The sequence below is a fragment of the Bacillus sp. MYb56 genome, assembly GCF_002976445.1.
GTDB classification, from domain to species: domain Bacteria; phylum Bacillota; class Bacilli; order Bacillales; family Bacillaceae_G; genus Bacillus_A; species Bacillus_A mycoides.
In genome coordinates this window covers 62724-87237 of record NZ_PCOH01000008.1, presented here as the reverse complement: position 1 = coordinate 87237, position 24514 = coordinate 62724, and the positions used below count along the sequence as shown (strand labels likewise).

27 protein-coding genes and 1 pseudogene are annotated in these 24514 nt (G+C 34.1%); 7 read left to right on the top strand and 21 right to left on the bottom strand.

Annotated features, from left to right (window positions below; genetic code table 11):
• Positions 1-177: 177 nt before the first annotated feature.
• Entirely contained in the window at positions 178-705 is a 528-nt protein-coding gene (locus tag CQ058_RS12365) for a DinB family protein (RefSeq protein WP_002189339.1), read from the bottom strand.
• A gap of 196 nt (positions 706-901) precedes the next feature.
• Between CQ058_RS12365 and CQ058_RS12360 the strand changes: the two genes are divergently transcribed.
• Both CQ058_RS12360 and CQ058_RS12355 read left to right on the top strand, forming a co-directional pair.
• Positions 902-1249 (top strand): DUF4257 domain-containing protein, encoded by a 348-nt coding sequence (locus CQ058_RS12360; RefSeq protein WP_000426320.1) that lies wholly within the window; start codon positions 902-904, stop codon positions 1247-1249.
• An 84-nt stretch (positions 1250-1333) separates the two neighbouring features.
• Complete coding sequence (locus CQ058_RS12355; protein WP_002012407.1) at positions 1334-1558, top strand: hypothetical protein; 225 nt, start codon at positions 1334-1336, stop codon at positions 1556-1558.
• A gap of 56 nt (positions 1559-1614) precedes the next feature.
• Here the strand turns inward: CQ058_RS12355 and CQ058_RS12350 are convergent, their stop codons facing one another.
• Both CQ058_RS12350 and CQ058_RS12345 read right to left on the bottom strand, forming a co-directional pair.
• Positions 1615-1818 (bottom strand): hypothetical protein, encoded by a 204-nt coding sequence (locus CQ058_RS12350; RefSeq protein ID WP_002189333.1) that lies wholly within the window; start codon positions 1816-1818, stop codon positions 1615-1617.
• Positions 1819-1867: 49 nt separating this feature from the next.
• Positions 1868-2802 (bottom strand): annotated as a pseudogene (locus CQ058_RS12345) (aldo/keto reductase).
• A gap of 106 nt (positions 2803-2908) precedes the next feature.
• On the opposite strand from CQ058_RS12345, the gene CQ058_RS12340 reads away from it, so the two are divergent.
• Positions 2909-3217, top strand: a complete 309-nt coding sequence (locus CQ058_RS12340; RefSeq protein WP_001259916.1) for an ArsR/SmtB family transcription factor — start codon at positions 2909-2911, stop codon at positions 3215-3217.
• Positions 3218-3257: 40 nt separating this feature from the next.
• Here CQ058_RS12340 and CQ058_RS12335 read toward each other — a convergent pair whose 3' ends face one another.
• From CQ058_RS12335 to CQ058_RS12325, 3 genes are all read right to left on the bottom strand, one after another.
• Positions 3258-4208, bottom strand: a complete 951-nt coding sequence (locus tag CQ058_RS12335; RefSeq protein WP_002012402.1) for a serine protease — start codon at positions 4206-4208, stop codon at positions 3258-3260.
• Between the two features lie 334 nt (positions 4209-4542).
• Positions 4543-4830 (bottom strand): AbrB/MazE/SpoVT family DNA-binding domain-containing protein, encoded by a 288-nt coding sequence (locus CQ058_RS12330; RefSeq protein WP_002012401.1) that lies wholly within the window; start codon positions 4828-4830, stop codon positions 4543-4545.
• Positions 4831-4949: 119 nt separating this feature from the next.
• Positions 4950-6830, bottom strand: coding sequence for an FtsX-like permease family protein (locus CQ058_RS12325; RefSeq protein WP_002031435.1), 1881 nt, complete (start codon positions 6828-6830; stop codon positions 4950-4952).
• A gap of 264 nt (positions 6831-7094) precedes the next feature.
• On the opposite strand from CQ058_RS12325, the gene nadE reads away from it, so the two are divergent.
• On the top strand, positions 7095-7913 hold the full coding sequence (nadE, locus tag CQ058_RS12320) for an ammonia-dependent NAD(+) synthetase (protein ID WP_002031433.1): 819 nt from the start codon (positions 7095-7097) through the stop codon (positions 7911-7913).
• 45 nt (positions 7914-7958) lie between these two features.
• Here nadE and CQ058_RS12315 read toward each other — a convergent pair whose 3' ends face one another.
• From CQ058_RS12315 to CQ058_RS12300, 4 genes are all read right to left on the bottom strand, one after another.
• Positions 7959-8420, bottom strand: a complete 462-nt coding sequence (locus CQ058_RS12315; RefSeq protein WP_002141378.1) for an NUDIX hydrolase — start codon at positions 8418-8420, stop codon at positions 7959-7961.
• A 27-nt stretch (positions 8421-8447) separates the two neighbouring features.
• On the bottom strand, positions 8448-8648 hold the full coding sequence (locus CQ058_RS12310) for a DUF4083 domain-containing protein (protein WP_002031430.1): 201 nt from the start codon (positions 8646-8648) through the stop codon (positions 8448-8450).
• Between the two features lie 108 nt (positions 8649-8756).
• On the bottom strand, positions 8757-9917 hold the full coding sequence (locus CQ058_RS12305; RefSeq protein ID WP_002031428.1) for a transglutaminase domain-containing protein: 1161 nt from the start codon (positions 9915-9917) through the stop codon (positions 8757-8759).
• Positions 9918-10064: 147 nt separating this feature from the next.
• Positions 10065-10817, bottom strand: coding sequence for a YwqG family protein (locus tag CQ058_RS12300; protein ID WP_002189330.1), 753 nt, complete (start codon positions 10815-10817; stop codon positions 10065-10067).
• A gap of 224 nt (positions 10818-11041) precedes the next feature.
• On the opposite strand from CQ058_RS12300, the gene CQ058_RS12295 reads away from it, so the two are divergent.
• Entirely contained in the window at positions 11042-11203 is a 162-nt protein-coding gene (locus CQ058_RS12295; protein WP_002012392.1) for a YjcZ family sporulation protein, read from the top strand.
• Between the two features lie 82 nt (positions 11204-11285).
• Positions 11286-12251 carry a patatin-like phospholipase family protein gene (locus tag CQ058_RS12290; protein ID WP_002141372.1) on the top strand — a complete coding sequence of 322 codons (966 nt, stop codon included), beginning with the start codon at positions 11286-11288 and terminating at the stop codon, positions 12249-12251.
• A gap of 95 nt (positions 12252-12346) precedes the next feature.
• Here CQ058_RS12290 and CQ058_RS12285 read toward each other — a convergent pair whose 3' ends face one another.
• Together CQ058_RS12285 and CQ058_RS12280 are read right to left on the bottom strand one after the other, a co-directional pair.
• The gene (locus tag CQ058_RS12285; protein WP_002012388.1) at positions 12347-12514 is read right to left on the bottom strand and encodes a DUF3933 family protein; all 168 of its coding nucleotides are present in this window, start codon (positions 12512-12514) and stop codon (positions 12347-12349) included.
• Between the two features lie 12 nt (positions 12515-12526).
• Complete coding sequence (locus tag CQ058_RS12280; RefSeq protein ID WP_002189329.1) at positions 12527-13969, bottom strand: aminotransferase-like domain-containing protein; 1443 nt, start codon at positions 13967-13969, stop codon at positions 12527-12529.
• A 122-nt stretch (positions 13970-14091) separates the two neighbouring features.
• On the opposite strand from CQ058_RS12280, the gene CQ058_RS12275 reads away from it, so the two are divergent.
• Positions 14092-14709, top strand: a complete 618-nt coding sequence (locus tag CQ058_RS12275) for a LysE/ArgO family amino acid transporter (protein WP_002189328.1) — start codon at positions 14092-14094, stop codon at positions 14707-14709.
• A 48-nt stretch (positions 14710-14757) separates the two neighbouring features.
• Here the strand turns inward: CQ058_RS12275 and bcbE are convergent, their stop codons facing one another.
• The 9 genes from bcbE to CQ058_RS12230 all read right to left on the bottom strand — a co-directional run bounded on the left by bcbE (position 14758) and on the right by CQ058_RS12230 (position 24441).
• A complete protein-coding gene (bcbE, locus tag CQ058_RS12270) occupies positions 14758-16008 on the bottom strand; it encodes a bacillibactin exporter BcbE (RefSeq protein ID WP_078176796.1) in 1251 nt (416 codons plus the stop codon).
• A gap of 217 nt (positions 16009-16225) precedes the next feature.
• A complete protein-coding gene (locus tag CQ058_RS12265; protein WP_000113539.1) occupies positions 16226-16432 on the bottom strand; it encodes an alpha/beta-type small acid-soluble spore protein in 207 nt (68 codons plus the stop codon).
• Between the two features lie 122 nt (positions 16433-16554).
• Positions 16555-17397, bottom strand: coding sequence for a sugar phosphate isomerase/epimerase family protein (locus CQ058_RS12260; protein WP_002031414.1), 843 nt, complete (start codon positions 17395-17397; stop codon positions 16555-16557).
• Positions 17398-17411: 14 nt separating this feature from the next.
• Entirely contained in the window at positions 17412-18416 is a 1005-nt protein-coding gene (locus tag CQ058_RS12255) for a DUF6005 family protein (RefSeq protein WP_002141368.1), read from the bottom strand.
• 24 nt (positions 18417-18440) lie between these two features.
• Positions 18441-18716 carry a petrobactin biosynthesis protein AsbD gene (gene asbD / locus CQ058_RS12250; protein ID WP_002064932.1) on the bottom strand — a complete coding sequence of 92 codons (276 nt, stop codon included), beginning with the start codon at positions 18714-18716 and terminating at the stop codon, positions 18441-18443.
• Entirely contained in the window at positions 18713-19951 is a 1239-nt protein-coding gene (locus CQ058_RS12245) for an AMP-binding protein (protein ID WP_002189322.1), read from the bottom strand. Before CQ058_RS12245 ends, asbD begins: the two co-directional genes overlap by 4 nt.
• On the bottom strand, positions 19938-21779 hold the full coding sequence (locus CQ058_RS12240; protein WP_002031406.1) for an IucA/IucC family protein: 1842 nt from the start codon (positions 21777-21779) through the stop codon (positions 19938-19940). The genes CQ058_RS12245 and CQ058_RS12240 overlap by 14 nt, the downstream gene beginning before the upstream one ends.
• Positions 21780-21846: 67 nt before the next feature.
• Positions 21847-23655, bottom strand: coding sequence for an IucA/IucC family protein (locus CQ058_RS12235; RefSeq protein WP_002031405.1), 1809 nt, complete (start codon positions 23653-23655; stop codon positions 21847-21849).
• Positions 23656-23904: 249 nt separating this feature from the next.
• Entirely contained in the window at positions 23905-24441 is a 537-nt protein-coding gene (locus tag CQ058_RS12230; RefSeq protein ID WP_002189319.1) for a GNAT family N-acetyltransferase, read from the bottom strand.
• Positions 24442-24514 lie beyond the last annotated feature (73 nt).

Below are 24514 nucleotides of genomic sequence, written 5' to 3'. Positions count from 1 at the left end.
TATCCTCCCTAGTTTGAACTTAGTGGAAGGATTGTGCGCTCACTTATAGAGTATCGCCCTTTCCGTCCACCTTTGTATTTGGTTTATTATTCATATAAGTTAATTTCGCCATAACACATCACCCCGTTCTTATTTTAATTACTCTCATTATATGGAATATTGATTTAAAAAGCTACCTTATTTAACGTAATTTTCAAACAACTTATTTTTTAACATTTTAATTTGTCCGCGATGACTAATTTCATCTTCTAGCACATGAAACCAAAGGTAGTGCTGATTATACGCTACGCCATTAGGCCACTTTCTTTCTGACATTAGCCATGTATCATCTACTTCACTCAAATACTTTAGCGACTCTTCTCGAACACTTTGCAAAAGTTGTACATAATACTGTATTTCATGACCATGAATCGTTCTCCCAACTTCCCCTAAATACAGTGCGTCTTCCCATATTTCTAATTCTTCTTTTGTAAAGTCACGATTTTGAAATGAAATAAGCTGATGGGCTTTTTCTATAGCTGCTATATGTTTTAATAAGGCGCCAATTGAATTCCCACCACTTGGCATAATTAAATCTAATTGTTCAACTGATAGCTCGTTTATTTCCTGGAATGTTACAGCCCTCGTATGTTCCAGCATGCTTACTAATTCCCCTATATTTTTTGTATAACCATCTACACTTCTTATTCGATAATCTATATTCATATCACGCACCCCTTTCTACATTCATATTAAGGAATAACCGCTTCATATAATAGACTGAAATATATCAGATTTTTCTGTTAAAATTAAATTGAATACGGAATAAACCTAAACAAACTTTCTCAATATGCTTATATGAAATATTAAAAGGAATCAATATAAAATTATCGAATCTTATTCACTAAAAGGAGTGGATTCGATGGAAATGTATCAATGGCTAACCGCAGTTCTCGTTGGTGGCATTACTGGCTTCGTTTCCCATCTAATCAATAACCAAGGCAAGTTATTGCTTCCACGCCGTTTAAAAACTTTTTTTCATTTTGGATTTTTAACTGATATTTTTACAGGTAGCCTCGCCGCACTTCTTGGACTCGTTTTATTCGATGTCACCTTAATAAAAGAAATTATAAAAGTCTCCATTGTGACCGCTATTTCCGGTCAAACGTTTTTACTTCACCAAGCTCTTGGTGGTGAACAGGCTAAAAATACGCAAATTGGGAAAGCTGATGAGAAAATCCAAGAAATTGACAAACTATTACGACGTTAGTCTATACTTTCTCTAAAAATTATTGTTATAATAAAAAATAAATATTTTCTATTGCGTCGTTTGTCAGAAGAAAGGGTGTTTCGTATGACAAAAAAGAAAATAGAAGATTTCTTAACAAACACCGAAAAAGAGGAACTGCTAGAAAACTATAAATGTTTACGAGAAGCCCGCACAAAAAGCGAAGCTAACTATTTTGGTGAGGCAGTAGACCATCTATTAAATAAAGTAAAAAAACGAATTATTGAAGAAGCAGGAATACATGATGAAAATGCGGCCACAGTTCAATCAAAGAGAAAAGCACTGTTTTAGTTATATTAGCTAAAACAGTGCTTTTTATTTGCAAAGATTTTCACCATAAGCATTTTTCACATTACTTTCACATCTATTTCACAAATATAAGTAATCCTATATGTTAAACTAAGTATATCCTTTTCCAAGGAACTATATGCCGATATATAAATCCCTATCTCTTTAGGGATTTTTATTTTTGGATTCCCCATAATTTTACTACAATACATTTCTATTATTTGTCTACTTTTTTTACCCCCTGCACTCAAAAGCTCCTTCATGTATTTCTTCTCCTTTTATATAAAAAGAGGGCCCTATCCCTCTTTTTAACTAATCTTCTAAAATAGATTCAATCTCTTTCATAACTTTTTCATTCAATGAAACATCCACTGCTCTTACACTTTCTCTTATTTGCTCTGCCCGCTTCCCGCCAGGAATAACAGTATCAATTCCTTTTTTGTTTAATAACCACGCTAAAGCTAAATGCGATACTTCAAGATTCATTTCTTTAGCTAAACCTTTTAACTTCTCAACTTTCTTAAAGTTACTCTTATATGTATTTTCTTCAAATAGATTTACACTTTGACGCCAATCGCCTTCGTTTAATTTAAAATCTTCTGTATATTTCCCGCCTAGTATCCCAAAGGCAAGAGGCCCGTACGGAATAAATGAAATACCTGATTCTATACAATATGGCAAAAGTTCTTCCCCAGCAACACGATCCAACATATTATACGGTGATTGTACAACATCTATATGTCCGTGCTGATTCGCTTCTTTTAATTGCTCTACATTTACGTTAGATATTCCAATTGAACGAATTTTCCCTTCTTCTTTTAGGCGAGTAAGCTCTCCAATTGAGTCTATGTAACTTGTTTCAGGATTTGTAAAATGTAAATAATATAAATCAATATAATCAGTTTGTAATCTTCTTAAGCTATTTTCCACAGCATTTCTTAAATAGCTTGGTTCATTATTAATATGAACCTCTCCATTTAATAACGGCTGAATTCCACCTTTTGTAGCAAGTACAAACTCGTGGCGTTTTCCTTTTAATACTTCTCCTACCAATTCCTCTTATCTACCGAAACCGTATGAATCCGCTGTATCAAAAATGTAATCCCTTGCTGAATTGCTTCTTCTATTAATCTTTTTCCTTCTTCCTCATTCACATCAGCATATAAATTATGTCCCCCAACAGCGTTTGTTCCTAACCCCAACTTCGAAATATTTAGTCCTGCCTTTTGCAATTTTGTATACTTCATTTTTACCCCCCTATATTTCTATTGTTCGATTATATTCGAACAATAGAAATATACCACTTTATATGTTATAGTGCAAATATAATAACTTATACAAGCAGGTGAAAAAATGCGTACTCTCTATCATCCAAATCGAGAAGAAATTCAATTCTCTTCTGTCTTATATGCACTTAGCGATCAAATTCGTTTACAAATTGTAACTATGCTACTAGAGAAAAATGAACAATCTTGTGGCGCGTTAAACATTCCAATTGCGAAATCAACTTTATCTCACCATTTCAAAGTGTTACGTGAATCTGGTGTTATGTATACACGCCTTGAAGGCACACAACGTTTCATTTCAATTCGTGAAGATGACTTAAATGCTAGATTCCCCGGTTTATTAGACGTCGTAATACATGCAACAGAACCGTACTAAAAAACATCTCATATGAATATGAGATGTTTTTTAGTAATTCCTATTCTTTTAATAAATCTATTAATCCATTCCCTTCAGATGTACGTTCATACCCTAAAGGTACAGTCCTTTTTATAAGTTGCGCATATATTTCCGGCTCTGATAATTTTCTACCATACTCTCTCTCACACTGCTTTATGAGAAGTGCTAGCGCCCCAGCGACATGCGGCGTCGCCATTGAAGTACCACTTAATACCGCATATTTCCCCTCTGGATACGTAGACAGTATTTCATCACCCGGCGCTACTAAATCAATTTCTTGATTTGAATTACTAAAGCATGAAATTTTCCGCTCTAAATTAACAGCACCTACTTCAATTACTTCAGAATAAGCACCTGGAAAATCTAATTCTTCAGTATCATCGTTACAATCTCCATCATTTCCTGCAGCGCACACGACAAGTACGTCTTGTTTTACCGCATTTTGAATAGCTTCATGTAACTCTGGTACATCTTGCGGACCACCAAGTGACATTGAAATAATTCTCACTTTCTCTTTATTCGGTCCTCTCCAATTTACAGCATAATGAATGGCCTCAATAATTTGCTCATAACTTCCAGAACCATCTCCAGCTAATACTTTTAAAACTAACATTTTAGAAAGTGGTGCGACTCCTAGTACACCCACTCCATTTTCAGTCGCTGCAATTGTCCCCGCTACATGAGTACCATGCCCATTATTATCAAGATAAATATTGGGATTTCCTTCATAATCTTTTGTGAAATTTCTCCCACCAATAATACGATCTTTTAAATCTACATGATTTACATCACAACCTGTATCTAAAACAGCAACGACAATGTCTTTTCCTTTCGCGCTCTTTTCCCATACTTGCGGAGCATGAATCAATTGTACACCTGGTGGAATTTCATTTACTTGTTCAACCACTTTATTTACAGTAAACGGAATTAATTTAATGCCTTTTTGTTTATTCGCTGTACTACTATTCATCGTAATCCCTCCTGAAAATATATTATTTTCATTTCAGACCACTATTGAATGCGTTTAGATTTAACATTCGTTTTATTCGTTCCATTTCCCTTCCTCTCAAATATTTCTCAATAAACAAAAGAAAAGGACCCATTATGGTCCTTTTCTTTTTCAGTTTTTCAAAAGAATAATATAAAGTGAAACTATAATCAGTGGGGGGTGTTCATCCCCCACTGATTATTAGCCCTCACCAATCGGGCTTTTACGGGCAGTTGATCTCCCACCCAACTTCTTTTCTTCAGCCGAGTTTTGAGGTGGGAGTTTTACTGCCCACAAATAGCTGGATAAATTAAGACTAAATCTTACTCTTGTTCAAAAACTGCTCAATTTCTTTTATTACATGTTTTGCGCCTTCTATACTAACAGTAATGTTTCCATTTGCTAATGAAATATTTTGGTCTGAAACATCACCTGTTATTTGACAAGCATTGTAAGGTTGATATTTTTGTAAAATGACTTTGTCTTCTTCTACAAAAATTTCAAGTGGTGATTTGATTTGTATTCCTAATACATCTCGTAATTCTTTAGGAATAACTATCCGTCCCAATTCATCTACTTTTCGAATAATTCCTGTTGCTTTCATGTTACTCCCCCCTTACTCTCTATTATTTTTTTCACCTCGCTATTTTCATTTTATCACTATATATTTGGTAATGCCTTACTCTTTTTAGAAAATATAGTACAAAAGTTAAAAAAACACATTTAACGAATATTCAATCTTTCTTTCAATTGTTTTAAATAACGCGATCTTATAATTAAGAAGTATACAACTTGAATACCTACGAAAATACTTAATACAATTGTATTTTCTTTAAACAGTGAGTACTCAAACATTTGTCCTAACGCAGTTAATGCTACTGCCCCGTGTAATGTTGCAACTCCAACTGGAACGAAGAATAAAAGCGCTAAGCGGATTGTGACTACTTTCGATAATTCCCCTCTCGTCAATCCAACTTTTCGAATCATTTCAAATAAACGAGTATCGTCCTCCAAATCTGAAAATAAACGGAAGTAAAGGAAGCTTCCTGCACAAACAAAAAATACAATACCAATAAAGAAACCTACAAATAAAATGGGTCCTGCGATTTGTAGACTTTGATTTTGATCGTACTCTTCTGCACTAAACGTTGAATGTTCTTCATAAGGCTTCATCTGAAGCGTAAGTTCCTTACCGACCTCAATTTCATCTTTCGCGGATTGTGTTTTATACATATAATCTTTTTCTTCTTTAAATCCATCTTGTAATGAATCATATTGATTTTTAGAGATTACATACACATTACCTCTTAGTATTTTACTTAATGAAGAAGTATTAACTTTTTTCACATTTAAAGGTTCATTCATATTTGGTAAAGTAATTTCTTTTCTTTCTTTCATCGGTGGTCCGGGTATTTCGACTGACAAAAATAAAGCCTCTTTATTTGATACACTATTAAATGGTTCTCCTGTTAACTTTGCATATTCTTTATAATCTAATTCTTTTATAAAAATGGCGCTTCTTAACGACTGCTCCTCCGTTTTCTTCGATGAAATATTTATTTTTGAAGCTGCTATATTATGTTTCTTTAATCCTTCGTCAATGATTTTCAGATGCTGTGACTCATTGCTATTACCTTGCTTAGACTGATAGTGAAACGCAATTGGTCTGTCCATAATTTCTTTCGTCATCGAAGCAAACCCAACCAATGTACCTATTGCTGAAAATGCTACAGTTGAAATAATCGTTACAATAAAGAACATCCTTGCATTATCTCTCATACGGTATGCTAAATCTGACAAAGTAATAATATTTGTCTGTGTCCAATAGAAACGTTTACTTTTTTTACATAATCGAATAATAAAGACACTCAACTGCTTGTACAGCAAATACGTACCAATAATTACTACCGTTGTAACAGGAATCATCATTATAAATACCATTGCACCATGTGACATAAGAGCTCCTGCATAACCAGCACTAAGCAATACTACTGCTAATATAGAAGAAATTATAGATGCCTTCGGTTCTGGCTTCGCCTCTGCTGATCCTCTAAACAATTTCATAATTTTATTTTTACGAACCATTCCTGCACTAAACAATGAAATGATCATAAATAATACGAAAAACATAATACTCGTTACAACAATCGCCTTCATCGGTATGTAATAGGATAAAGAGATATCTAGTTTTAATATCATCGGAGCTACAAATATTAATATTCCTGAAAACAACATACCTGAAAGAATCCCAAAAATTATTGCCCCTATTCCAATCATTATATTTTCAAAGAAGATAAGACGCTTTAATTGATATTTCGTCATACCTAGCATCATTAAAATTCCTAGTTCACGCTTTCTCGTTTTCAAAAACATTCCCATTGAATATAAAATAAAGAAGAATGTAAATAAGTAAATAATAGACTGCGCAAAAGACATACTTACGAATACGTACTGTCCTAATTCTCCAGCACTTAATGCCGGATGAAACGCAAAAAATGAATACACGAAAAAGGCCATAATTGCAAATGCACTACTCAAAAAATAAGCTGAGTATGTTCGTCTATTTCGCGTTACATTTCGAAATGCGAGTTCTCTAATGTTCATACTACTTCTCCGCCCTTCTACTAACTATACTTTTATATTAGTAAAGTTCGGAAATACCTTCCATCGATTCAAATGACAAAAACCTTACATTATTGAAAGGTTTTAAACAATTGCTTATATAAAACAGTTTCATTATAATGACTACATTCATACACGCATCCTATTGTATATTCGTTAGTTTTGCGAAATAATAAAGGATAGAAGTATGTACCAATATACATATAAACTTATTTACCGCTTTAATATGAATAGGAGGAAAACATAATGACATTACAAGAACAAATTATGAAAGCATTACATGTTCAGCCTGTAATTGATCCGAAAGTAGAAATTCGTAAACGAATTGATTTCTTAAAAGATTATTTAAAAACTACAGGTGCAAAAGGATTTGTACTTGGAATTAGCGGCGGACAAGACTCTACACTGGCAGGACGTTTAGCACAGCTTGCAGTCGAAGAAGTTCGTAATGAAGGTGGTAACGCAACGTTTATCTCCGTACGTCTTCCATACAAAGTACAAAAAGATGAAGATGATGCACAATTAGCATTACAATTTATTCAAGCTGATCAGTCTGTTGCTTTCGATATCGCTTCAACAGTTGATGCTTTCTCAAATCAATACGAAAACTTATTAGACGAATCATTAACAGATTTCAATAAAGGGAACGTTAAAGCGCGTATCCGTATGGTTACACAATACGCAATCGGCGGACAACAAGGGCTACTCGTTATCGGAACTGATCATGCTGCTGAAGCTGTAACAGGTTTCTTCACAAAATTCGGAGATGGCGGTGCAGATTTATTACCATTAACGGGATTAACGAAACGCCAAGGACGTGATTTATTACAAGAATTAGGTGCAGACGAGCGACTTTACTTAAAAATGCCAACAGCTGATTTATTAGATGAAAAACCAGGTCAAGCTGATGAAACAGAGCTAGGCATTACTTACGATCAATTAGATGACTATTTAGAAGGTAAATCCGTTCCAGCTGACGTTGCTGAAAAGATCGAGAAGCGTTACAAAGTGAGTGAACATAAAAGACAAGTACCAGCGTCAATGTTTGATGATTGGTGGAAATAGAACATAAAAAAAGAAGCTAATCTCATTTAGCTTCTTTTTTATACGTTAACGATATACCCCTACTCTTTTCTCTAATAAATCCTGCAAGCAATCTTCATGTTGTTTATTAAACAATGGCGGCATTTTGTCTAAAGGGAAAAACTGCAAATCTAACGTTTCATCACCGTCTATTTTTGTATTCCCTCCAACGATTGAAAACTTAAAGAATATTACAATTGCCTGTGCCTGATCTCCATTCGGATATGCTTGAAAATATTTCGTATACACACCAATGAGCTCATCAATTTTCACATCATATCCTGTTTCTTCTTTTATTTCTCGAATCGCAGTTTCTGCCGCAGATTCCCCGATTTCCATTGCACCGCCTGGAAATCCCCAAGCATTAAAGTCTCCTCTTTTTTGCAGAAGCACTTCACCAAATTCATTAAATACACAACCTCCTGCAAAATTCAAAATAACATAATCATGCCCTATTTTTTCACGTAATTCCTTTATATAATTCGCCATCTGCTTCTCCTTTTTATCCATCTTCCATTATTCTTTTTTATCTTTTTCAAGCAATTCAATAATCCGATCTAACTTCTGATTCATATTAATCACATGTTGTTTTTTCAGATTGTTGTTTTGCAATAATCTTTTAATGAACAGAGTAAATGATACAAAAAACAAAACGATAAGTCCGATTACTAGACAAAAATATATCAATGCAAATATATTATTTTCGAACAAATTCATTCAGCTATCACATCCTCTATTTCCAATTATTTTATCACATAATTCTAAATAGTCACTAGAATTATACTCAAACGTAAAAAGAGCACCTTTTAAAGATGCTCTTTTTCATTAATACGTAAATGTAATTGTCGCTAATGAATAACCTGTCATTGCACTATATGGCGCAACTTGATAAGATACACGCTTTGCACCTTTTGGCCAAGTTATTTCATTTAATACTTTCTTTATATCTTGCATCGTTCCATCCATGGACTGCTTATATCGTACTTCTACTTTTTCTGGCTTGGAAGCAAATTGTTGCTGTAATTTTTTCTTAAACTCATTGTAATTTTCCGCTCCGTATTGTGCAGATAAATACTTTAAATTTGTTTCTTTTAACATTTGTTCATATACAGCAGTTTTTGAACTACCGGCTTTTATTTTGCTTGTTAATTCGTTGAAGTAGCTTGTAGTTGCCGCTGGATATTCACTACGATCCCATTCATGGTCTTTGCTTAATTGTTCATCAGACATATTAAAATATGAATATGTTACGCGCTCAGCTTTATCAGGAACTGGATCATCGAATGTAGTATCAAGGTGGTACCACTTGTTATCAATGTTCACTAAATTCCATGCGTGAGCTTGTCCATTCCCTGTACCTGTTACAATATGATTTTGAATACCTGCTTCTTTTAGTAATTGATATGTTAACAATGTATATCCTTGGCAAACGGCAGAACGATTCGCTAACGCTTCATACGCTGTATATGCTTGATAAGAAGTATCATATGATACTTCTTTCACAACATAATCATGAATAGCTTTCACTTTTTCATGTTCATCCATGCCTTGTTTAATGATAGAATTTACAATTGCTTTCGCCTGAGACTTTACATACTGTGTTTGCTCTTTTGATTCACGATACTTCACTTGTAATGTAAATGTATAATTCCCTGGCATCCCTTTTATAGAATATTTAGTAGACGCTACATTATATTTTACATACTCATCAGCATCTACAATTTTATTAAACTCGCCATACAATTGGTCCATAATATTTCTAGCATTTCTATCTTTTGTTTTATATGTGATTGTAATATTTTCTTCTCTATTATCAATCTGTTTTTTTAATTCTTTTCTGAAATCATTTAACAACTTTGCATCTGATTGTGTTGTCACTGTAGTCGGATTCGTAGCCGCATAAGATACAGCTGACGCCTGTAAGCCTCCCATTACTATAGTTGAACAAAGTGCGGCAGCTGTCACATACTTACTTGTCTTTCCCATCTTGTCACTCCTTACATTCTATAACTATACAAAAAAGTATCGTATAGTTTCAGAGTATACAATACTTTTCAAAATAGGTCATATGAGATTATGCATATTTAACATTTTTAAAAGGGTTGTTCTTTTAGAAAAAGAACAACCCTTTTTTTAGCAAGTTTGCAATACACAGCATGTATTTTCAAAATGGCGATTTTTCAAGTCTTCATTTCCAATACAGAAATAAAGCATCCCTAAATCTCCCCACATCATATTACAATTTTTAGTATCTGAATCAATTTGGAATAAGAGCGTCATATGCTGTGGATCTATCCCCATATATTGTCCAGTCTCGTACAATACCTCATCTTGTACAGAGAATGGTTCTCCAAACATTTGATGATTATCATAGTTGTCTGGGATTAGCTCTTCAAGTAATTGCAAGAAACGATCTGAATCCGCCTCATCTTCAATGAAAAGCTCCGGTAATTTATACGTCAGTTCAAAAGTAATTGCGCACTGGTTATATTTCGCTTGTATTTCATCTACTCTACGTAATTGCTCTACAGGGATATCATAATAAAGTACACGTCCAGCTTCGGTTGGATCCACATCTTCTTCAAAGTAATTTTCAATACTAAAGAAATATAACATCCCTGTCTTAGGAAGATTATGATCCATACCAACGTTTTGTAAATCACTTAAATTAAATTGCGCGATAAAACGTAACGGATTCTCTTTGTATGTTGGATATTCAAATGTATTTGGCAAATCAGGAACTCCGCCCATTTTCGAACTGCCTATCGCAATTATTTCCTGTTGTTTTGGCACAACTTTTACACAAGGAAATACAGTATTAATAAGTTCCTGTTTCAAATGTGTTAGTTCATATTTATCAATTAATATTTCAATTTTCTGTTCCATAAATTCTCCTTACATTTACATACTTATTTGTATCATAGCACAAAGATTATACTTCATTCATTGTAAATTCAACAAGCCCTCCAAAAAACGGGCTTATCCCTCGTACGCGAACAAGTTTAAAAAAGCATAGTATACATTGTTCCTACAAACACGATAGTTCTTTATTTCTTCCAGTACATTTTCCCCTCGTTCATTTTTATTTTTAATTTAAGGAGGAATTCCACATGGGTTACGGATATAGTTGCGGCGGTTACGGCGGTGGTTACGGTTACGGCGGTAGTTGTGGTGGCGGTTGTGGTTATGGAGGTTTCGCTTTATTAATCGTTTTATTTATCCTTCTAATCATCATCGGAGCTAGCTGTTGGGGCGGCTTTGTAGGCTGCTAGTAAACTTAAAAACTATTGTAAAAAAGCACGTACAATACGTGCTTTTTTTCCATTTTCATTTTTTGGAAAGGAAGTATGTTCAATGAAAATTGATGGTGTTTTTGAAGGAGGCGGTGTACGCGGAATTGCTCATGTAGGGGCAATTTGCGCGTTAGCCGAAAAAGGATATGAATGGGAACGTTTAGCTGGAACATCAGCCGGCGCTATTATTGCAGCTCTTCTAGCAGCAGGATATTCTTGTTCCGAATTAAAGACGATTGTAACAGACATTGATTATGAAAAATTCACTAAAAAAACTTTTCTTGATAAAATCCCCTTTATTGGTAAAGGATTAAGCGCTTGGTCTACTCTAGGTATTTATTCAAATGTATTTCTCGAAGAATGGCTAGAAGACCTGCTTAGAAAAAAAGGAATTCATTTGTTTACAGACTTACCCGATTTGAATAAACTCAAAATTATCGCTTCAGATATAAGCAATGGTAAAATGGTTATTTTTCCCGATGACTTGCCAAACTACGGATTTTTAAATTATCGCTTCTCTATCGCTAAAGCAGTAAGAATGAGTGGAACCATTCCTTTCTTCTTCGAACCAGTGAAATGGAGAACCCCAAAATGGAAACAACCTTGTTATATGGTTGACGGCGGTATTTTAAGTAATTACCCAATTTGGATTTTCGATTCACCGACTTCTCCTCGCTGGCCTACCTTTGGATTTCATTTTGTAAAAGATGAGATTCAAGCTGATCCCGCCCACTATGACGAACCTATTTCCATGTTCAAAGGATTATTTAAAACGATGATGCAAGCTCATGATTTACGTCATTTAGATAAAGAATCAAAGGCTAGAACTATTACAATTCCAACAGGAATCATTACCAGTACTAATTTTCAACTAACTAAAGAAGAGAAAGAATGGCTCTATAACTCTGGTTATAATGCAGCTAATAAGTTTTTACAATCCTGGAACTTCAGACAATATGTTGATGAATATAGAGACGGCAATCAGGATCGAAAAACAAATCGGTATTTCCGCCAACTTGACTCATAATTATATTATTTTCCCTGTCACACTTTAATAGTAAATAAGCCTAATAATATAGTACATTATTAGGCTTATTTACTTCTTATGTACTCTCCCATTATTTAAGGATAAGTTAACCCTTCAGCTTCTTCTGCGGTAATTACTATGTAACGGTTTCCGGTTCTTAATCCTAACAGTTCTGCTTTTTCAACTGCATCCTGTTTTGTCTCTGCATAAGCAGCTAAATATTTATCCCCATCGATAATTTGGCAAATCACATATTGTTTCATGGTTTTCTCCTTTTACATTTTAATTAATTGCGCAATCTTTTTTATTCCAACTTCAATTTCTTCTACAGTTGCATAGGAATAAGAAAGACGTAAAAATTGGTTAGCACTTCTATCATACAAAGTGCCTGGGTTTAACAACACCTTTTCTTGTAAAGCTTTTTCAAATAAACTACGATTCGAAATTGGTAGGTTTATATGTAGCCAAATGTAAAAGCTTCCTACTGGCTCATGCCAAGTTGCAATGCCACTACAATACTTTTCTAACATACTTATCATAAAATCTCTACGTTTTTTCAATTCACTTCTTACAAACTGTAAATGTTCATCATACAATCCATTTTCAAACCACTCCGCTGCAATCTGCTGGGATATAGAACTTGAACCATAATCAGTTTGCATTTTTATATCTGCTAATCTTTGAATAACTGATTCTGATCCAACAACCCACCCAATTCTTAAACCAGGACTAATGACTTTGGACATACTTCCAATATGTAGCACGATACCATTTTTATCATATGCCTTTAAAGGCTTTGAAACTGGTGCATCGAACCATAAATCTTGATATACCGCGTCCTCAATAATAGGTAATCCAATTTCATTACATATCTCCATCACTTCTTCCCTCTTCTTAGCGTTCATACTAAAATTGGTCGGATTATGAAAAGATGGGATTGTATATAAAATAGATGCGTTAAATTGTTTCTTATATTTTGTGATATAGGAAGTATTTATACCATTCTCATTTATTGGTATTCCAATCAAGCGCATTCCTGCTGATTGAAATACATTAAGCGAATATAAATATGATGGTTTTTCTAATAAAATTGACGCTCCTTTCGGAAGAAGCCCCATAGAAATAAGTTGCAGTGCTTGGATTGCTCCCGAAACAATTAAAATAGAGTCAGGAGATACATATACCCCATGCCCTTTTAAATATTCCGCAATTTTTTCTCTTAAATGGAGATTTCCTTTCGGTTCCTCATACCCAAGTGTAACATTTGATTGTAGAATTTTATTAATAATACCCTTCATCTTTTTCTCAGGCAAGAGACTCGGTGAAAGTTCACCTGTTCCTAATCGAATTACATTGGGAGTAAATTCAGCTTGATTAATCTCTTGTACAGCAGGAAGATTCGGATAATGAAGTCCTGTTTCTACATAAGACTGCCAGTTTGGAGGCGGGGCATATGTAGAAGTACTCTCACTATTATTTATAACAATTGTTCCCTTCCGGCCATTCCCCTCAACATACCCTTTTGCTACTAATTCATCGAAAGCCATTACAATTGTACTTCGATTCACTTCAAACGTATGCGCCAAATCTCTTTGTGAAGGTAATTTAGTTCCAATTGTCCATTCCCCATTAACAATTCTCTCTTTTATATAAGATTCTATTTGTTTATACAAAGGAACAGATGAAGACATATTAGGTTTCCAAACGAGCCTTTCCATTATCTCACCTCACATACTTTATGGTTGGTAACCTATCCAACCATATGGATGGATACAAATTTTCATTTCTTCTATACAATATAGACTATCATAATTAATCAAATTAAGTAGGAGGTAATCTGATGAGTGAAGCAATTATTCACGGTATCATCCTTGCATTTGGTCTTATCATTCCATTAGGTGTCCAAAATGTTTTCGTCTTTAACCAAGGCGCTAGTCAACCAAATATTTGGCGAGCTGCTCCTGTAGTCTTGACTGCATCTATATGTGATACATTATTAATATTAATTGCTGTACAAGGTGTCTCCCTTGTCCTCTTAACTTTCTCTTGGTTAACAACCACCTTGTATATGATTGGATTTTTCTTTCTTATGTATATGGGCTGGGTTATTTGGAGAAGCGATCCTTCAAATGATGTAAAACAAGAAAAAAGCATGCCTTTAAAAAATCAAATTATTTTCGCCGCATCAGTTTCATTACTAAATCCACACGCAATTTTAGACACAATTGGTGTAATCGGAACAAACTCTATACAGTACATAGGAAGTGAGAAATGGGCTTTCACTTTTGCAACAATTATAGTTTCTTGGATCTGGTTTATTAGTTTAGCTTTTGCTGGAAAATTTCTTAAAGGATTTGACTCGACAGGAAAAACGATTATAGTATTAAATAAAATTTCAGGGCTACTCATATGGGGAGTCGCACTTTATATGTTAAAACAAGTTGTTTTTCCTAACTAATTAAAGAGAATTGCATGTTATGTAATTGGCATGCAATTCTCTTTCGCATTATGAAGTTGGTTCCGGTTTCTGTTTTAACATCATTTTATCTTTTGCTGGTTTAATCCAAATAATTGCTATGACAGCACCAATAGCAGCGAAGATGCTTGTTAAATAAAACACTTCATGGTCTGCCCCTTTCATAAAAAAAGAATACAGGGGTGGTCCAGCTGCTACACCGATAAATCGCATTGAACTATAAAATGACGTAACTGTCCCCCTCTGCTCTTTTTCAATCCCTTGTGTAATAAGAGCATCTAGACATGGTAACGCCATACCAATTCCTCCCCCCATAATAACGAGACAAAGAAGTAGCAAATAGATTCCTTTTAGAAATAAAGGTAAGAAGACAGATGCAGCAGCCAGTAAAAATCCAATATAGATACACTTTTTCATAATATCTTGTTTATCTCCAATTTTTTTACCAGCCATATATGAGCTAAGTGATAGTACAAGTAAAGGAATAGCGAGTACACACCCTTTCCATATACCATGAATATCGTACTTCGACTCCAGTATAGTTGACAGATAAAAAAGTATTCCGAATAAAATAAGCATAATAATTGCACCTAGTATAAAAATGGCAATTAACCATCTTCCCTTTTCTCGAAACGTAGAGATAATAGATTGAATAAATTCCTTAAGTGGTGGGGCTTCTTCTTCTTGTTTCTTCGCCTTTACTAGTACCAGTAGTAAAACAATCGATATTACACATAAAACTGGAATCGCCCAAAATGGTAAGAACCATACAATTGCTGCAAGAGCTGATCCTAATATGGGACTCAATACTTTTCCAAATGTATTTGACGTCTCAATGATTCCTAAACCTGCACTAACCTGTTTTTCATCTTTGTATAAATCACCGACACATGGTATGACAACTGGCATAGCACCAGCAGCACCTATCCCTTGAATTGCTCTTCCGATAAGAATCCAAACATAAGGGTTATCAACTTTCCATGATACCCATCCCGTTATCGCTCCTCCAATAGCTGCAATTAATAAACTTGGAACCATTACCATCTTTCGTCCCCATCTATCTGATAAATAACCAGCAATCGGTATAAGTATAATTGCAATGATAGAATAAATTGTAATTATCATGGATACTTGGAAAGATGAAATATGTAATTTCTTTTCAATGGTTGGCAGGATTGGAATAAGCATTGAATTACCTAGCGTCATAACAAGTGGAACTGATGCAAGTGCAATTAAACAACAGTTTTCTTTTTTTAACATGTTGATTTCGGAACCTTTCATCATATATTTCTTACCATATAATAGCCCTGCTGGAAATTATGTTTACATTCCACCAGGGCTATTTCATCTTTACTACTTTCCATTTACAACAAAAGAAATTGGGTAAAATATAGCATTACTCCTATTCTTTGAATCCTGTTCACAATATATCCATACCAATTAATTGAAAATAAAAAAGAAAGGAAGAATCCTTCCTTTCTCCTATAACCTTCTACATTTAGCGAGTATATCCGCCACCAAGCTGTTGTTCTGCCATCGCTACAAGGCGTTTTGTAATTTCACCGCCTACAGAACCGTTTGCACGTGAAGAAGTATCAGCTCCAAGCTGTACACCAAACTCTTGTGCAATTTCATATTTCATTTGATCTAGAGCTGCTTGTGCTCCATGTGATGCTAATTGATTAGCGTTACGATTTCTAGCCATTACCGATCACCTCCTTATATATATTAAACTGTATCAAATCCGAAATTAAATACATGGTAATTTTTGGTTATTGATAAAATAAAAAAAGAGTCTCCTAAACGAGACTCTTTCATCATTTCACCTTATGAACTTACTACTTCTAATTTTCTATTCGTTAATACTTTCATTTCTTCTTTCAATATATCTTTCGCATTATGCCCAAACCATTCAAGCGAAGCAAAATGATCAGTATCTCTCACTTCCCGGATGATTTCATCATAGTTTACAATACCTTCAAATAATGGAACCATTCCTACACGACTTCCAGCAGCGGCATATACATTATTTGGTTCAAACACGTGTAAATACTCCGCTGATGATATATTCTTAAAATGGTAATGTTGTATCCACGGCTTTAATCGATGAAAACTATCTACAGGGTCTGCACCAGACTCCCATATATGAAGAAAATCAAGGTTTATTTTTAAATATGGATGATTTACTTCTTCTAACAATTTCAAAGTAGACGGCAAAGTATCCGTTAACGTATTTGGATGTGTTTCTAATAGTATATACATATTATGCGGAGCAAATAGATCACAAATCATGCGAATTCGTTCCACATACTCTTTTCTCTCTTGTTCCGAGAAATCCTCACTACCTTTTTGCCCGGCAAACGTACGAATTTTATTTGTATTAAACCAATTAGCTAGTGTTACCAGCTGTTCACATTTTTCCATCGTTTTTTGAAAATCCGCTAATAATGATATGTCCAAGTAATCACTTATCATCGTAACTTCTAAATTTTTATCCTTTAAATAATCTATTTCTCGTTCTGTCGTTTCACGCTCTTGCATATATAAATTTTGTGCATGGGTCCCCCACAACTCAATTCCTTCAAAACCGTTTTCGTATGCAAATTGAACAATATCAGTAAATGAAATTAGTTGATGGCGAAATGAAATTGTACATAGCGAATATTTCATTGGTTTGAACTCCCTTATCTTAAATTCAATGAACTTGTATTAGTTAAGAAAGACTGATTTGTTATCATTTCTTTCCATAACAGAAACTGTTTCTCTAGTTCATCCTTAATCTGCAGTTCAATTGTATTCATTTCATCAAGTTTCTCAACAATTGGTAATAACATATCTTTATTATTTGTCATTGCCATTTTAATAGCACGGTACTGCACATTTGTAAATCCTTGTACAATGTCTTCCACTCGATCACACCAATAATCAAATTCTTGCTCCGAATATTGTAAAGTTTCACGGAAGTATGCAAAGGCATGTTCATAGCTATATTTACGTATTGCCAATACGGGTATTTGCTTTACTGCCGTTACGAGCCCGGAAAGTGAATACCCACCCTCTTCATTTACCATTTTTATTATTAATTTTTTTAATTCCATTGTTAGTTCATTATCATCTTTTTTGAATGTTTCCATGAAATAACTTTCTACCATCTCTTGTGTTGGCTCCTGAATTCCTTCTATATCAATGAAATAGCCTCCACCAAATGGGTTGTCTTTAACAGAATGGAGCACTTTTTCTCTTTCCATATTCCCTTCCCAGCGAAAATCAGGATCAAGCATGAACCATTCCTCTTCTTTCTCTGTCTTCGATATCATTAAGTAATGCGGAAACGGTTTTTGATGAAACTTATTTTCTCTCTCAGGCAATAAAGACATATCAACCATTACAATTACGTAACGATTTTCCGGCTTATTTTCTACTAATTCTAAAAATGTTTCTACATTGCTACTTTTATCTTTTGAATGATCGTACCATTCGTTCACTTTAATGCCATACAATTTTTCATACCAAAGTAAGTAGTTATCATGATTAATGTTTTCGGAATGATAAGAAATAATCCCGCCTTCTGTTATATCAAAATCTCCATCCCATAATCCGAAATAAAATGGACGGAAATCTATATCGCTACGCCTTTTTATAATTTCACAAAAACAACTCACTAAACAGTGAACTTTAATTGAAGTCATACTCTCATCCACTTTCCTAAAAGGTTAGTTATTCACATTTATTTCGTGTAACGGCTGTAACTCTTCCATAAAGTCAAGCAAAGATCCTACAGTAAGAAACGCCTTTGGGTCTATCTCATCCTCTGGAACGCATAGCTTTAAATCCATTTCTATGTATACTATAAGCTGTAACATCATTACCGAATCTATATATAAATCTTGATTTAAACGCATCGTTTCTTCTAAATGCGTTACATTTTTCAGTTCCATTTTTTCTCTCATAATACTTAAAACTGCTTCTTTTAACATTTCACGACTCATGTTGTTATCTCTCCCATCTCTAATAACTTCCGACTTACTTTCCCTGTTTTATTTTTCGGAATCTCTGCTACATTTTCAATTTCATGTGGCACTTTATAAGACGGTAAATGCTGTATGCACCATTCTCGTATTTGTACTGGTTCAATACGAGAGACTACTTTCGCTTTTACTATTTCTCCCATCACAGGATGCTTGCCCCGGTATACAATCGCCTCCTGAATACCTTCTAATCGAAGTATCGTTTCTTCCACTTCTATAGGAAATACCTTTAGACCGGACACATTAATAACATCATCTATTCGCCCCATGAAATGAAGGCCTTGCTCAGATCTATAACCTAAATCTTTTGTATAAATCTCCTTTTCAGCAATTTTCACTACGATTTCTTCAGGTTCATCTTCATTTGAACCTATGTTAATACTTACATGAGGAAGTGGTTTTCCTAAATCCAAATGTGTTTCCATAGTATGACATATACTAATGCAACCAGCTTCAGAACAGCCGTACTGCTGCATCATGTATTTCGTCATGCCCTTTAACTTATAAAATAGCGTTTCTGGCAAAGGTGATCCTGATGTCATAATTTTATGAAACTGAAAAGTCCCTTGTGGAAAACTCCCCATAATATGTAACATAAGTGGTACTGCGTATATGATATGTTTTTCGGTATTACGAACTATATTTAATGCGAATTTAGGGTTTTTATTTGTAATGATTATAGGCTTACTACCTCTCGTAATTGCTGATAACGTGCCACAAATTAATCCGTATGAATGTGAAACTGGAGCCATTACAATTGGCACTTCGTCTTCTTCACATTTTAAAGCTTCATTGTAAGCAGCAATTTCTGTTTCAATTTCCGTCCATGCTCTACGAATCAGTTTTGGCTCTCCTGTTGTACCTGAACTATACTGCAATAAAGACGGTTCTTCTTGTAATAGATTTGGAACTTCTAATTTTGTAAAGTCGTTACTTTCTCCGTATAAAAGTGCAGTACACTTTGCGCGCTTTGCCATTTCAATAGCTGTATCCTTTGGCGTATCTTCATGAATAAGTAGTACAGATGCTCTTTTTTCTTTTAGGAAAAACACAAGCGTAATAATATCGAATGGATTTTTCAGACAAAGTGCAAATCTATTTCCTTCTGCTTCTTGAAATTGTTCCACTCCCTCGTAACCTTGTAATCTCAATTCAAAATCATATTTGCTAAATTCTTGTTTATTAACGATTAGCATGATTTCCCCCTGTAACAACTGATTTTTGTATTTTAAGTTGCTTTGCCCTATACAATGGATTTGGAACTTCATGAACAAGCGATTCCACATCCATATATAAACGACGCTTCGTTAATTGCTCTGCATGAAATGTAGGTGCATATAATTGTAATGCTTCAAAACGTTCTTTCAAATGCGAAAATCTTTCAAAATGATCTTCTATTTCTTCAACAAGAATGATCCAAAATTGTTCCTCTTTCAACTGATACTCATCTGCCAGCACGAAAGCCAGTTCACCTAGATTGAATAGGAAAAGCGCATCTAAAACCATTTCTTGCAAACATTCAATACGGTCCATTTCAAAGAAATCATTCATTTGACCATTCGCATATGTTTTATGCATTTTAGTAAAGTCTGGACATTTTTCGAGTTCTTTCAAAAATGGACGATAAAACTCCAGTCCTTCATGAAAATCTTTTAGTGCAATACGGACTGGTATTCCCTCTTCATGAACTAAAATCATGTTTTGTCCATGTGATTCTAATGCGACTCCATGCTCTACAACGAGGTGTACAACTGGGATAATTGCTTTTTGAATAAGCAATTGTAACCAGCTTTCTACTCCATATCTCTTTAACCACAAATCAATAGTTGGTGTCCCATCTTTTCCCTTGGCATATAAACCGTTAAATGGGATTGCCTCTTCTTTCTTATCTAAATATTTGTGAACGCTTTCGCGCCAAATACATCCTAATGAGCCATACGTAGCTTTTTTATTCGCATCGTACGTAACACTCGAAAATTCATTTAACAAAATTAAACGCGATTCATCCCTTAAATAAGGGTCATGATTTACTATATCTTTTAACCAATTCGATATAGCAGGTGCACTCACAACCGAATGTGGTTTTAATGTACGGATAGTTGAAGTATTGAGTAAATTCATTGATAACTTTACATATGGTTTCTCTCGATTCGTAACATTTCTTAATGTCCGCATCGACTGCTGCGCGCAATAATCATCTTCTGATTTCCCTAAATAAATAATATATTTACCCTGTATATGGTCAGTATAATTCGGAATAATAAAATTCTCCCACTGCCAAGGATGAACAGGTATAAACATGTACTTCTTCGAATCACAGTCCATTGTTCGAATACGATCCATATACTCTTCGATTTTCTTTTCACCAATTTCTTCTTTAAAGGTACAGTTATAACTCTCTTCACTTTCATATCCTACAGTCGTATATTTCTCATGAACTGCAATCCATATAATTTTCATTGGTTGCATAAATTCAAATCCATATTGAAAATTATCACGATATTGAAACCCAATGCGTGCTTTATAACTAGGATGATACGGGTGTCCATCTATTAAATGACTTTCAAGCTCATCATAAGATTTCGCAAGATAGTCTTCTTCACAACTTCTCTCATATTGTGCAATCGTATCTTTAAAGATTGTTTGTTCTAATTCTTGAATAAAAGAATCCAATTTCGTTCGATCCACTTGAACAATCCGAAAAATCTCCTGTAAAAATTGTGAAACTGATTGTATTTCTTCTTCCTCATCTTGAACTCTCATTATTAATGAGTCATGTAAACAAATACGCCCAAATGTCATACGTTCTTGCCCATAGCATTGGTACATTACATTTTGATCCTTTTCATCAAGACCTTGTATAATAAAAAGTATTTGCTCTCCCTTTTGTATACGAATCGGCGTAATGATTTCTTCATAAATTAACGATTCTACTAATTGCCGGAATACTCTTCTTCTTACTGAAATGTACTCTTTTGATTGGAGTGCCTTCAATATTTTTATGTGATAAACTTCTTCTTTCATAAATCCCTCCGCTATAATACGGAATATCAAATTCCATTATTTGTATTACGTGAAATTTTAGCACTACTTATGAACGAACAGCCACTTCTCTAACGAGTGGATTATCTACTTGTACATAAATTGCTTGCTCTAAAGGATTTGTCAGTTCATCAACATCGAAAAATCTCGTTAGCAAATTTGCTTTACATGCCAATTTATTTTCTTCCAACAATTCACTTAAAAATGTAGAAGGTTCGCGGTTATATGGAAGGAACGCTTCAAGTACAGACCTTAATTCTGAAAGAAGAATTTCCTCCTTTATTAATCCTGCTGTACCAAAACCGTTAATTAGTCCAAACATATGATTAAAAATTAAATAGTAACGAAATCTTTCATCTACAATGTAATCGTCATATAAATTCCCAGTACGTTCGCCAATACCCGCTAGTTCATTATCTAGCACTGACTTCATTGAATTGCAGAAATAAAAACCTTGATTATCACGGAAGTAAAACTTAACTGGATAACCATCTTTCAATTGAACAACACTATTTTGTTGATGCGCTTCTAATGCAACGCCATAACGTAAATACATCCATACCATCGGCTTTAAAGAGATATTCATATATCGTCTAAACCACTCTAAACTTACTTCTTCACAGCTTCTACCTTCTAAATCCGCTAAGCGGTGGATAATATTTGCTAAACGAGTTCTTTCACCCGGAATTGCATCTTGTACTAATCCAGCGATAAGCGTTGCATCATTTTCATTTTCACTATAAAATGTGTTTTCTCGAATAATCACTTCAAATCCAGACTCTTGTGCCCCGTATTTTAAAGTAATAAATGCCGGATCACATATAAAATCAAATCCCGGAAACTTTTCTAGCACCTCTCCAATTTTAGTATTCAATATTTCCTTACCTTCAAGTCCACTCTCAAGTTCCTTCAATTTATTAATACGCATTGAATTCGTGACCTTTACAGGGAATGAAAACTTGAACATATACTTCGAATGAGGATGATATAGCGTTCTAAGTGATGATGTCGCCATATAACACTTACCTACTGGACCGATATATTCAAGTACACCTTGATTCATCCAATTTTGCACATAAGATTGATGTAATAGCCATTCTGCTTGTAGCGGATGGATTGGAATTAATGAATATTCATCTTCTTGACAGTACTCTTCAATAAATTCTTGACCTACCTTTTCATCGTTCTTTAATTCCTTTTTTATCATCGCCGTTGTAGAATCTTGTAACAATGACTTTTCACTTACTATACTTTTATGTGCCCGAAAATAGTGAAGTTGGCACTCCCCTTTTAATTCAGGAGAATACATTGAACTTTTCCAATCCAATATACCTTGTCTACTCTTTGGTGTAGGATGAGTTAAATGTCCAAATAATAAAGATTGCTCCGCCTCTATAAAAGTCATATGGAAACCATATAATTCAGCTGTATCCTGCTCCCTTCCTTGTATAAACTTCTCAATATTTTGACAACTACAGATAACTCGAAGCATAAGTTCATCAGGATTCGTACCTTCTCCATAGTTAATAGACATTTCCTTTATTAAAAACATAATAACCGTAATATAATCTGCTTTAATAACATTTTTATTTTCGCCAATTTGGTAATAAAATTGTTCTCCAAATAGATGACGGTCCGTTGACGATCTATATATAACTTCCCCATACAAAGTAACGTTTTGTGCCGATAAAGGGCAGCATAAATAAGTGGGGATAGCGTCTCTTTGAAATGAATGGCAGAAAATATTTTCTATCCTTTTATCCTCCGTAATCCATTCTCCACTTCCTGTTTCTCTTAAATAACAATTTAAAAAGCTTTGTATTGTTGCATGTTCCGCGATTTGTTTCGCATGCTGCATACTGCTCCTCCTCTTTTAGACGAACACTATCATTTTTTGTGAAACTTCTGACAGTTGAATTTTATTATCAACTATGATTTTAATTGATAATGATAATCATTTCAAGATATATTTCAGAATTTTTTTATCTAGCTAAACTTTTCCCCTTTTCAAAACATTTAATCCGTCAACAAAAAAATACACCAATATAATAATTGATGTATTTTTTCATTCTCGTAAATTAAGTTTACATAATAACATTATCGTTTTCTAGATTGATAGTGATTTGTATAAACAATCCATATCTCGCCAAGCATATGCTATTTCTTCTACATTTAGTCTTTCTAAAAGTTTCGTGTCAATTTTTTCCGGATTATATTTTTCATGAAACTTTTTAGAAGGGTTATTAGCAACAACCCAAACTAACAGAGATTGCATATTATCTTTTTTACATTCCGATAGCAATGCTTGAAATAATCTTTGTCCTATCTTCATTCCTTGATATTTTTGTAAAATGTATATTGCATATAATTCTCCATCACAATTATATGCACCTGTTCTTTCAACTCCCCCATCGATAAATCCAATTATTTTACCATTTAACGTTTCTGCTACAAACCTAAATTGATGCCCGTCTTCTTTTTGAAATATACTTTCCCATAGCTTTTCTCGTTGGTCATACGTTATATTGTCTAAAATTTCATTAGAGAATATCCCCTTATACGTTGTTTTCCAACTATCCACATGCACTTTTGCAATTGCCGAAATATCATCTTTTATTGCCCTTCTAATATGTATCTCCACCATACTCATCCCCCTTAGAAAATAATTATAGCAAAATGTTTTGTATGCATTAAAAAAAGAGTGAATTTTCATCACT

Excerpts from the sequence above, each read along its gene's own strand:
- CQ058_RS12365 (WP_002189339.1), bottom strand. The coding sequence starts at position 705 with ATGAATATAGATTATCGAATAAGAAGTGTAGATGGTTATACAAAAAAT.
- CQ058_RS12360 (WP_000426320.1), top strand. The coding sequence starts at position 902 with ATGGAAATGTATCAATGGCTAACCGCAGTTCTCGTTGGTGGCATTACT.
- CQ058_RS12355 (WP_002012407.1), top strand. The coding sequence starts at position 1,334 with ATGACAAAAAAGAAAATAGAAGATTTCTTAACAAACACCGAAAAAGAG.
- CQ058_RS12350 (WP_002189333.1), bottom strand. The coding sequence starts at position 1,818 with ATGAAGGAGCTTTTGAGTGCAGGGGGTAAAAAAAGTAGACAAATAATA.
- CQ058_RS12340 (WP_001259916.1), top strand. The coding sequence starts at position 2,909 with ATGCGTACTCTCTATCATCCAAATCGAGAAGAAATTCAATTCTCTTCT.
- CQ058_RS12335 (WP_002012402.1), bottom strand. The coding sequence starts at position 4,208 with ATGAATAGTAGTACAGCGAATAAACAAAAAGGCATTAAATTAATTCCG.
- CQ058_RS12330 (WP_002012401.1), bottom strand. The coding sequence starts at position 4,830 with ATGAAAGCAACAGGAATTATTCGAAAAGTAGATGAATTGGGACGGATA.
- CQ058_RS12325 (WP_002031435.1), bottom strand. The coding sequence starts at position 6,830 with ATGAACATTAGAGAACTCGCATTTCGAAATGTAACGCGAAATAGACGA.
- nadE (WP_002031433.1), top strand. The coding sequence starts at position 7,095 with ATGACATTACAAGAACAAATTATGAAAGCATTACATGTTCAGCCTGTA.
- CQ058_RS12315 (WP_002141378.1), bottom strand. The coding sequence starts at position 8,420 with ATGGCGAATTATATAAAGGAATTACGTGAAAAAATAGGGCATGATTAT.
- CQ058_RS12310 (WP_002031430.1), bottom strand. The coding sequence starts at position 8,648 with ATGAATTTGTTCGAAAATAATATATTTGCATTGATATATTTTTGTCTA.
- CQ058_RS12305 (WP_002031428.1), bottom strand. The coding sequence starts at position 9,917 with ATGGGAAAGACAAGTAAGTATGTGACAGCTGCCGCACTTTGTTCAACT.
- CQ058_RS12300 (WP_002189330.1), bottom strand. The coding sequence starts at position 10,817 with ATGGAACAGAAAATTGAAATATTAATTGATAAATATGAACTAACACAT.
- CQ058_RS12295 (WP_002012392.1), top strand. The coding sequence starts at position 11,042 with ATGGGTTACGGATATAGTTGCGGCGGTTACGGCGGTGGTTACGGTTAC.
- CQ058_RS12290 (WP_002141372.1), top strand. The coding sequence starts at position 11,286 with ATGAAAATTGATGGTGTTTTTGAAGGAGGCGGTGTACGCGGAATTGCT.
- CQ058_RS12285 (WP_002012388.1), bottom strand. The coding sequence starts at position 12,514 with ATGAAACAATATGTGATTTGCCAAATTATCGATGGGGATAAATATTTA.
- CQ058_RS12280 (WP_002189329.1), bottom strand. The coding sequence starts at position 13,969 with ATGGAAAGGCTCGTTTGGAAACCTAATATGTCTTCATCTGTTCCTTTG.
- CQ058_RS12275 (WP_002189328.1), top strand. The coding sequence starts at position 14,092 with ATGAGTGAAGCAATTATTCACGGTATCATCCTTGCATTTGGTCTTATC.
- bcbE (WP_078176796.1), bottom strand. The coding sequence starts at position 16,008 with ATGAAAGGTTCCGAAATCAACATGTTAAAAAAAGAAAACTGTTGTTTA.
- CQ058_RS12265 (WP_000113539.1), bottom strand. The coding sequence starts at position 16,432 with ATGGCTAGAAATCGTAACGCTAATCAATTAGCATCACATGGAGCACAA.
- CQ058_RS12260 (WP_002031414.1), bottom strand. The coding sequence starts at position 17,397 with ATGAAATATTCGCTATGTACAATTTCATTTCGCCATCAACTAATTTCA.
- CQ058_RS12255 (WP_002141368.1), bottom strand. The coding sequence starts at position 18,416 with ATGACTTCAATTAAAGTTCACTGTTTAGTGAGTTGTTTTTGTGAAATT.
- asbD (WP_002064932.1), bottom strand. The coding sequence starts at position 18,716 with ATGAGTCGTGAAATGTTAAAAGAAGCAGTTTTAAGTATTATGAGAGAA.
- CQ058_RS12245 (WP_002189322.1), bottom strand. The coding sequence starts at position 19,951 with ATGCTAATCGTTAATAAACAAGAATTTAGCAAATATGATTTTGAATTG.
- CQ058_RS12240 (WP_002031406.1), bottom strand. The coding sequence starts at position 21,779 with ATGAAAGAAGAAGTTTATCACATAAAAATATTGAAGGCACTCCAATCA.
- CQ058_RS12235 (WP_002031405.1), bottom strand. The coding sequence starts at position 23,655 with ATGCAGCATGCGAAACAAATCGCGGAACATGCAACAATACAAAGCTTT.
- CQ058_RS12230 (WP_002189319.1), bottom strand. The coding sequence starts at position 24,441 with ATGGTGGAGATACATATTAGAAGGGCAATAAAAGATGATATTTCGGCA.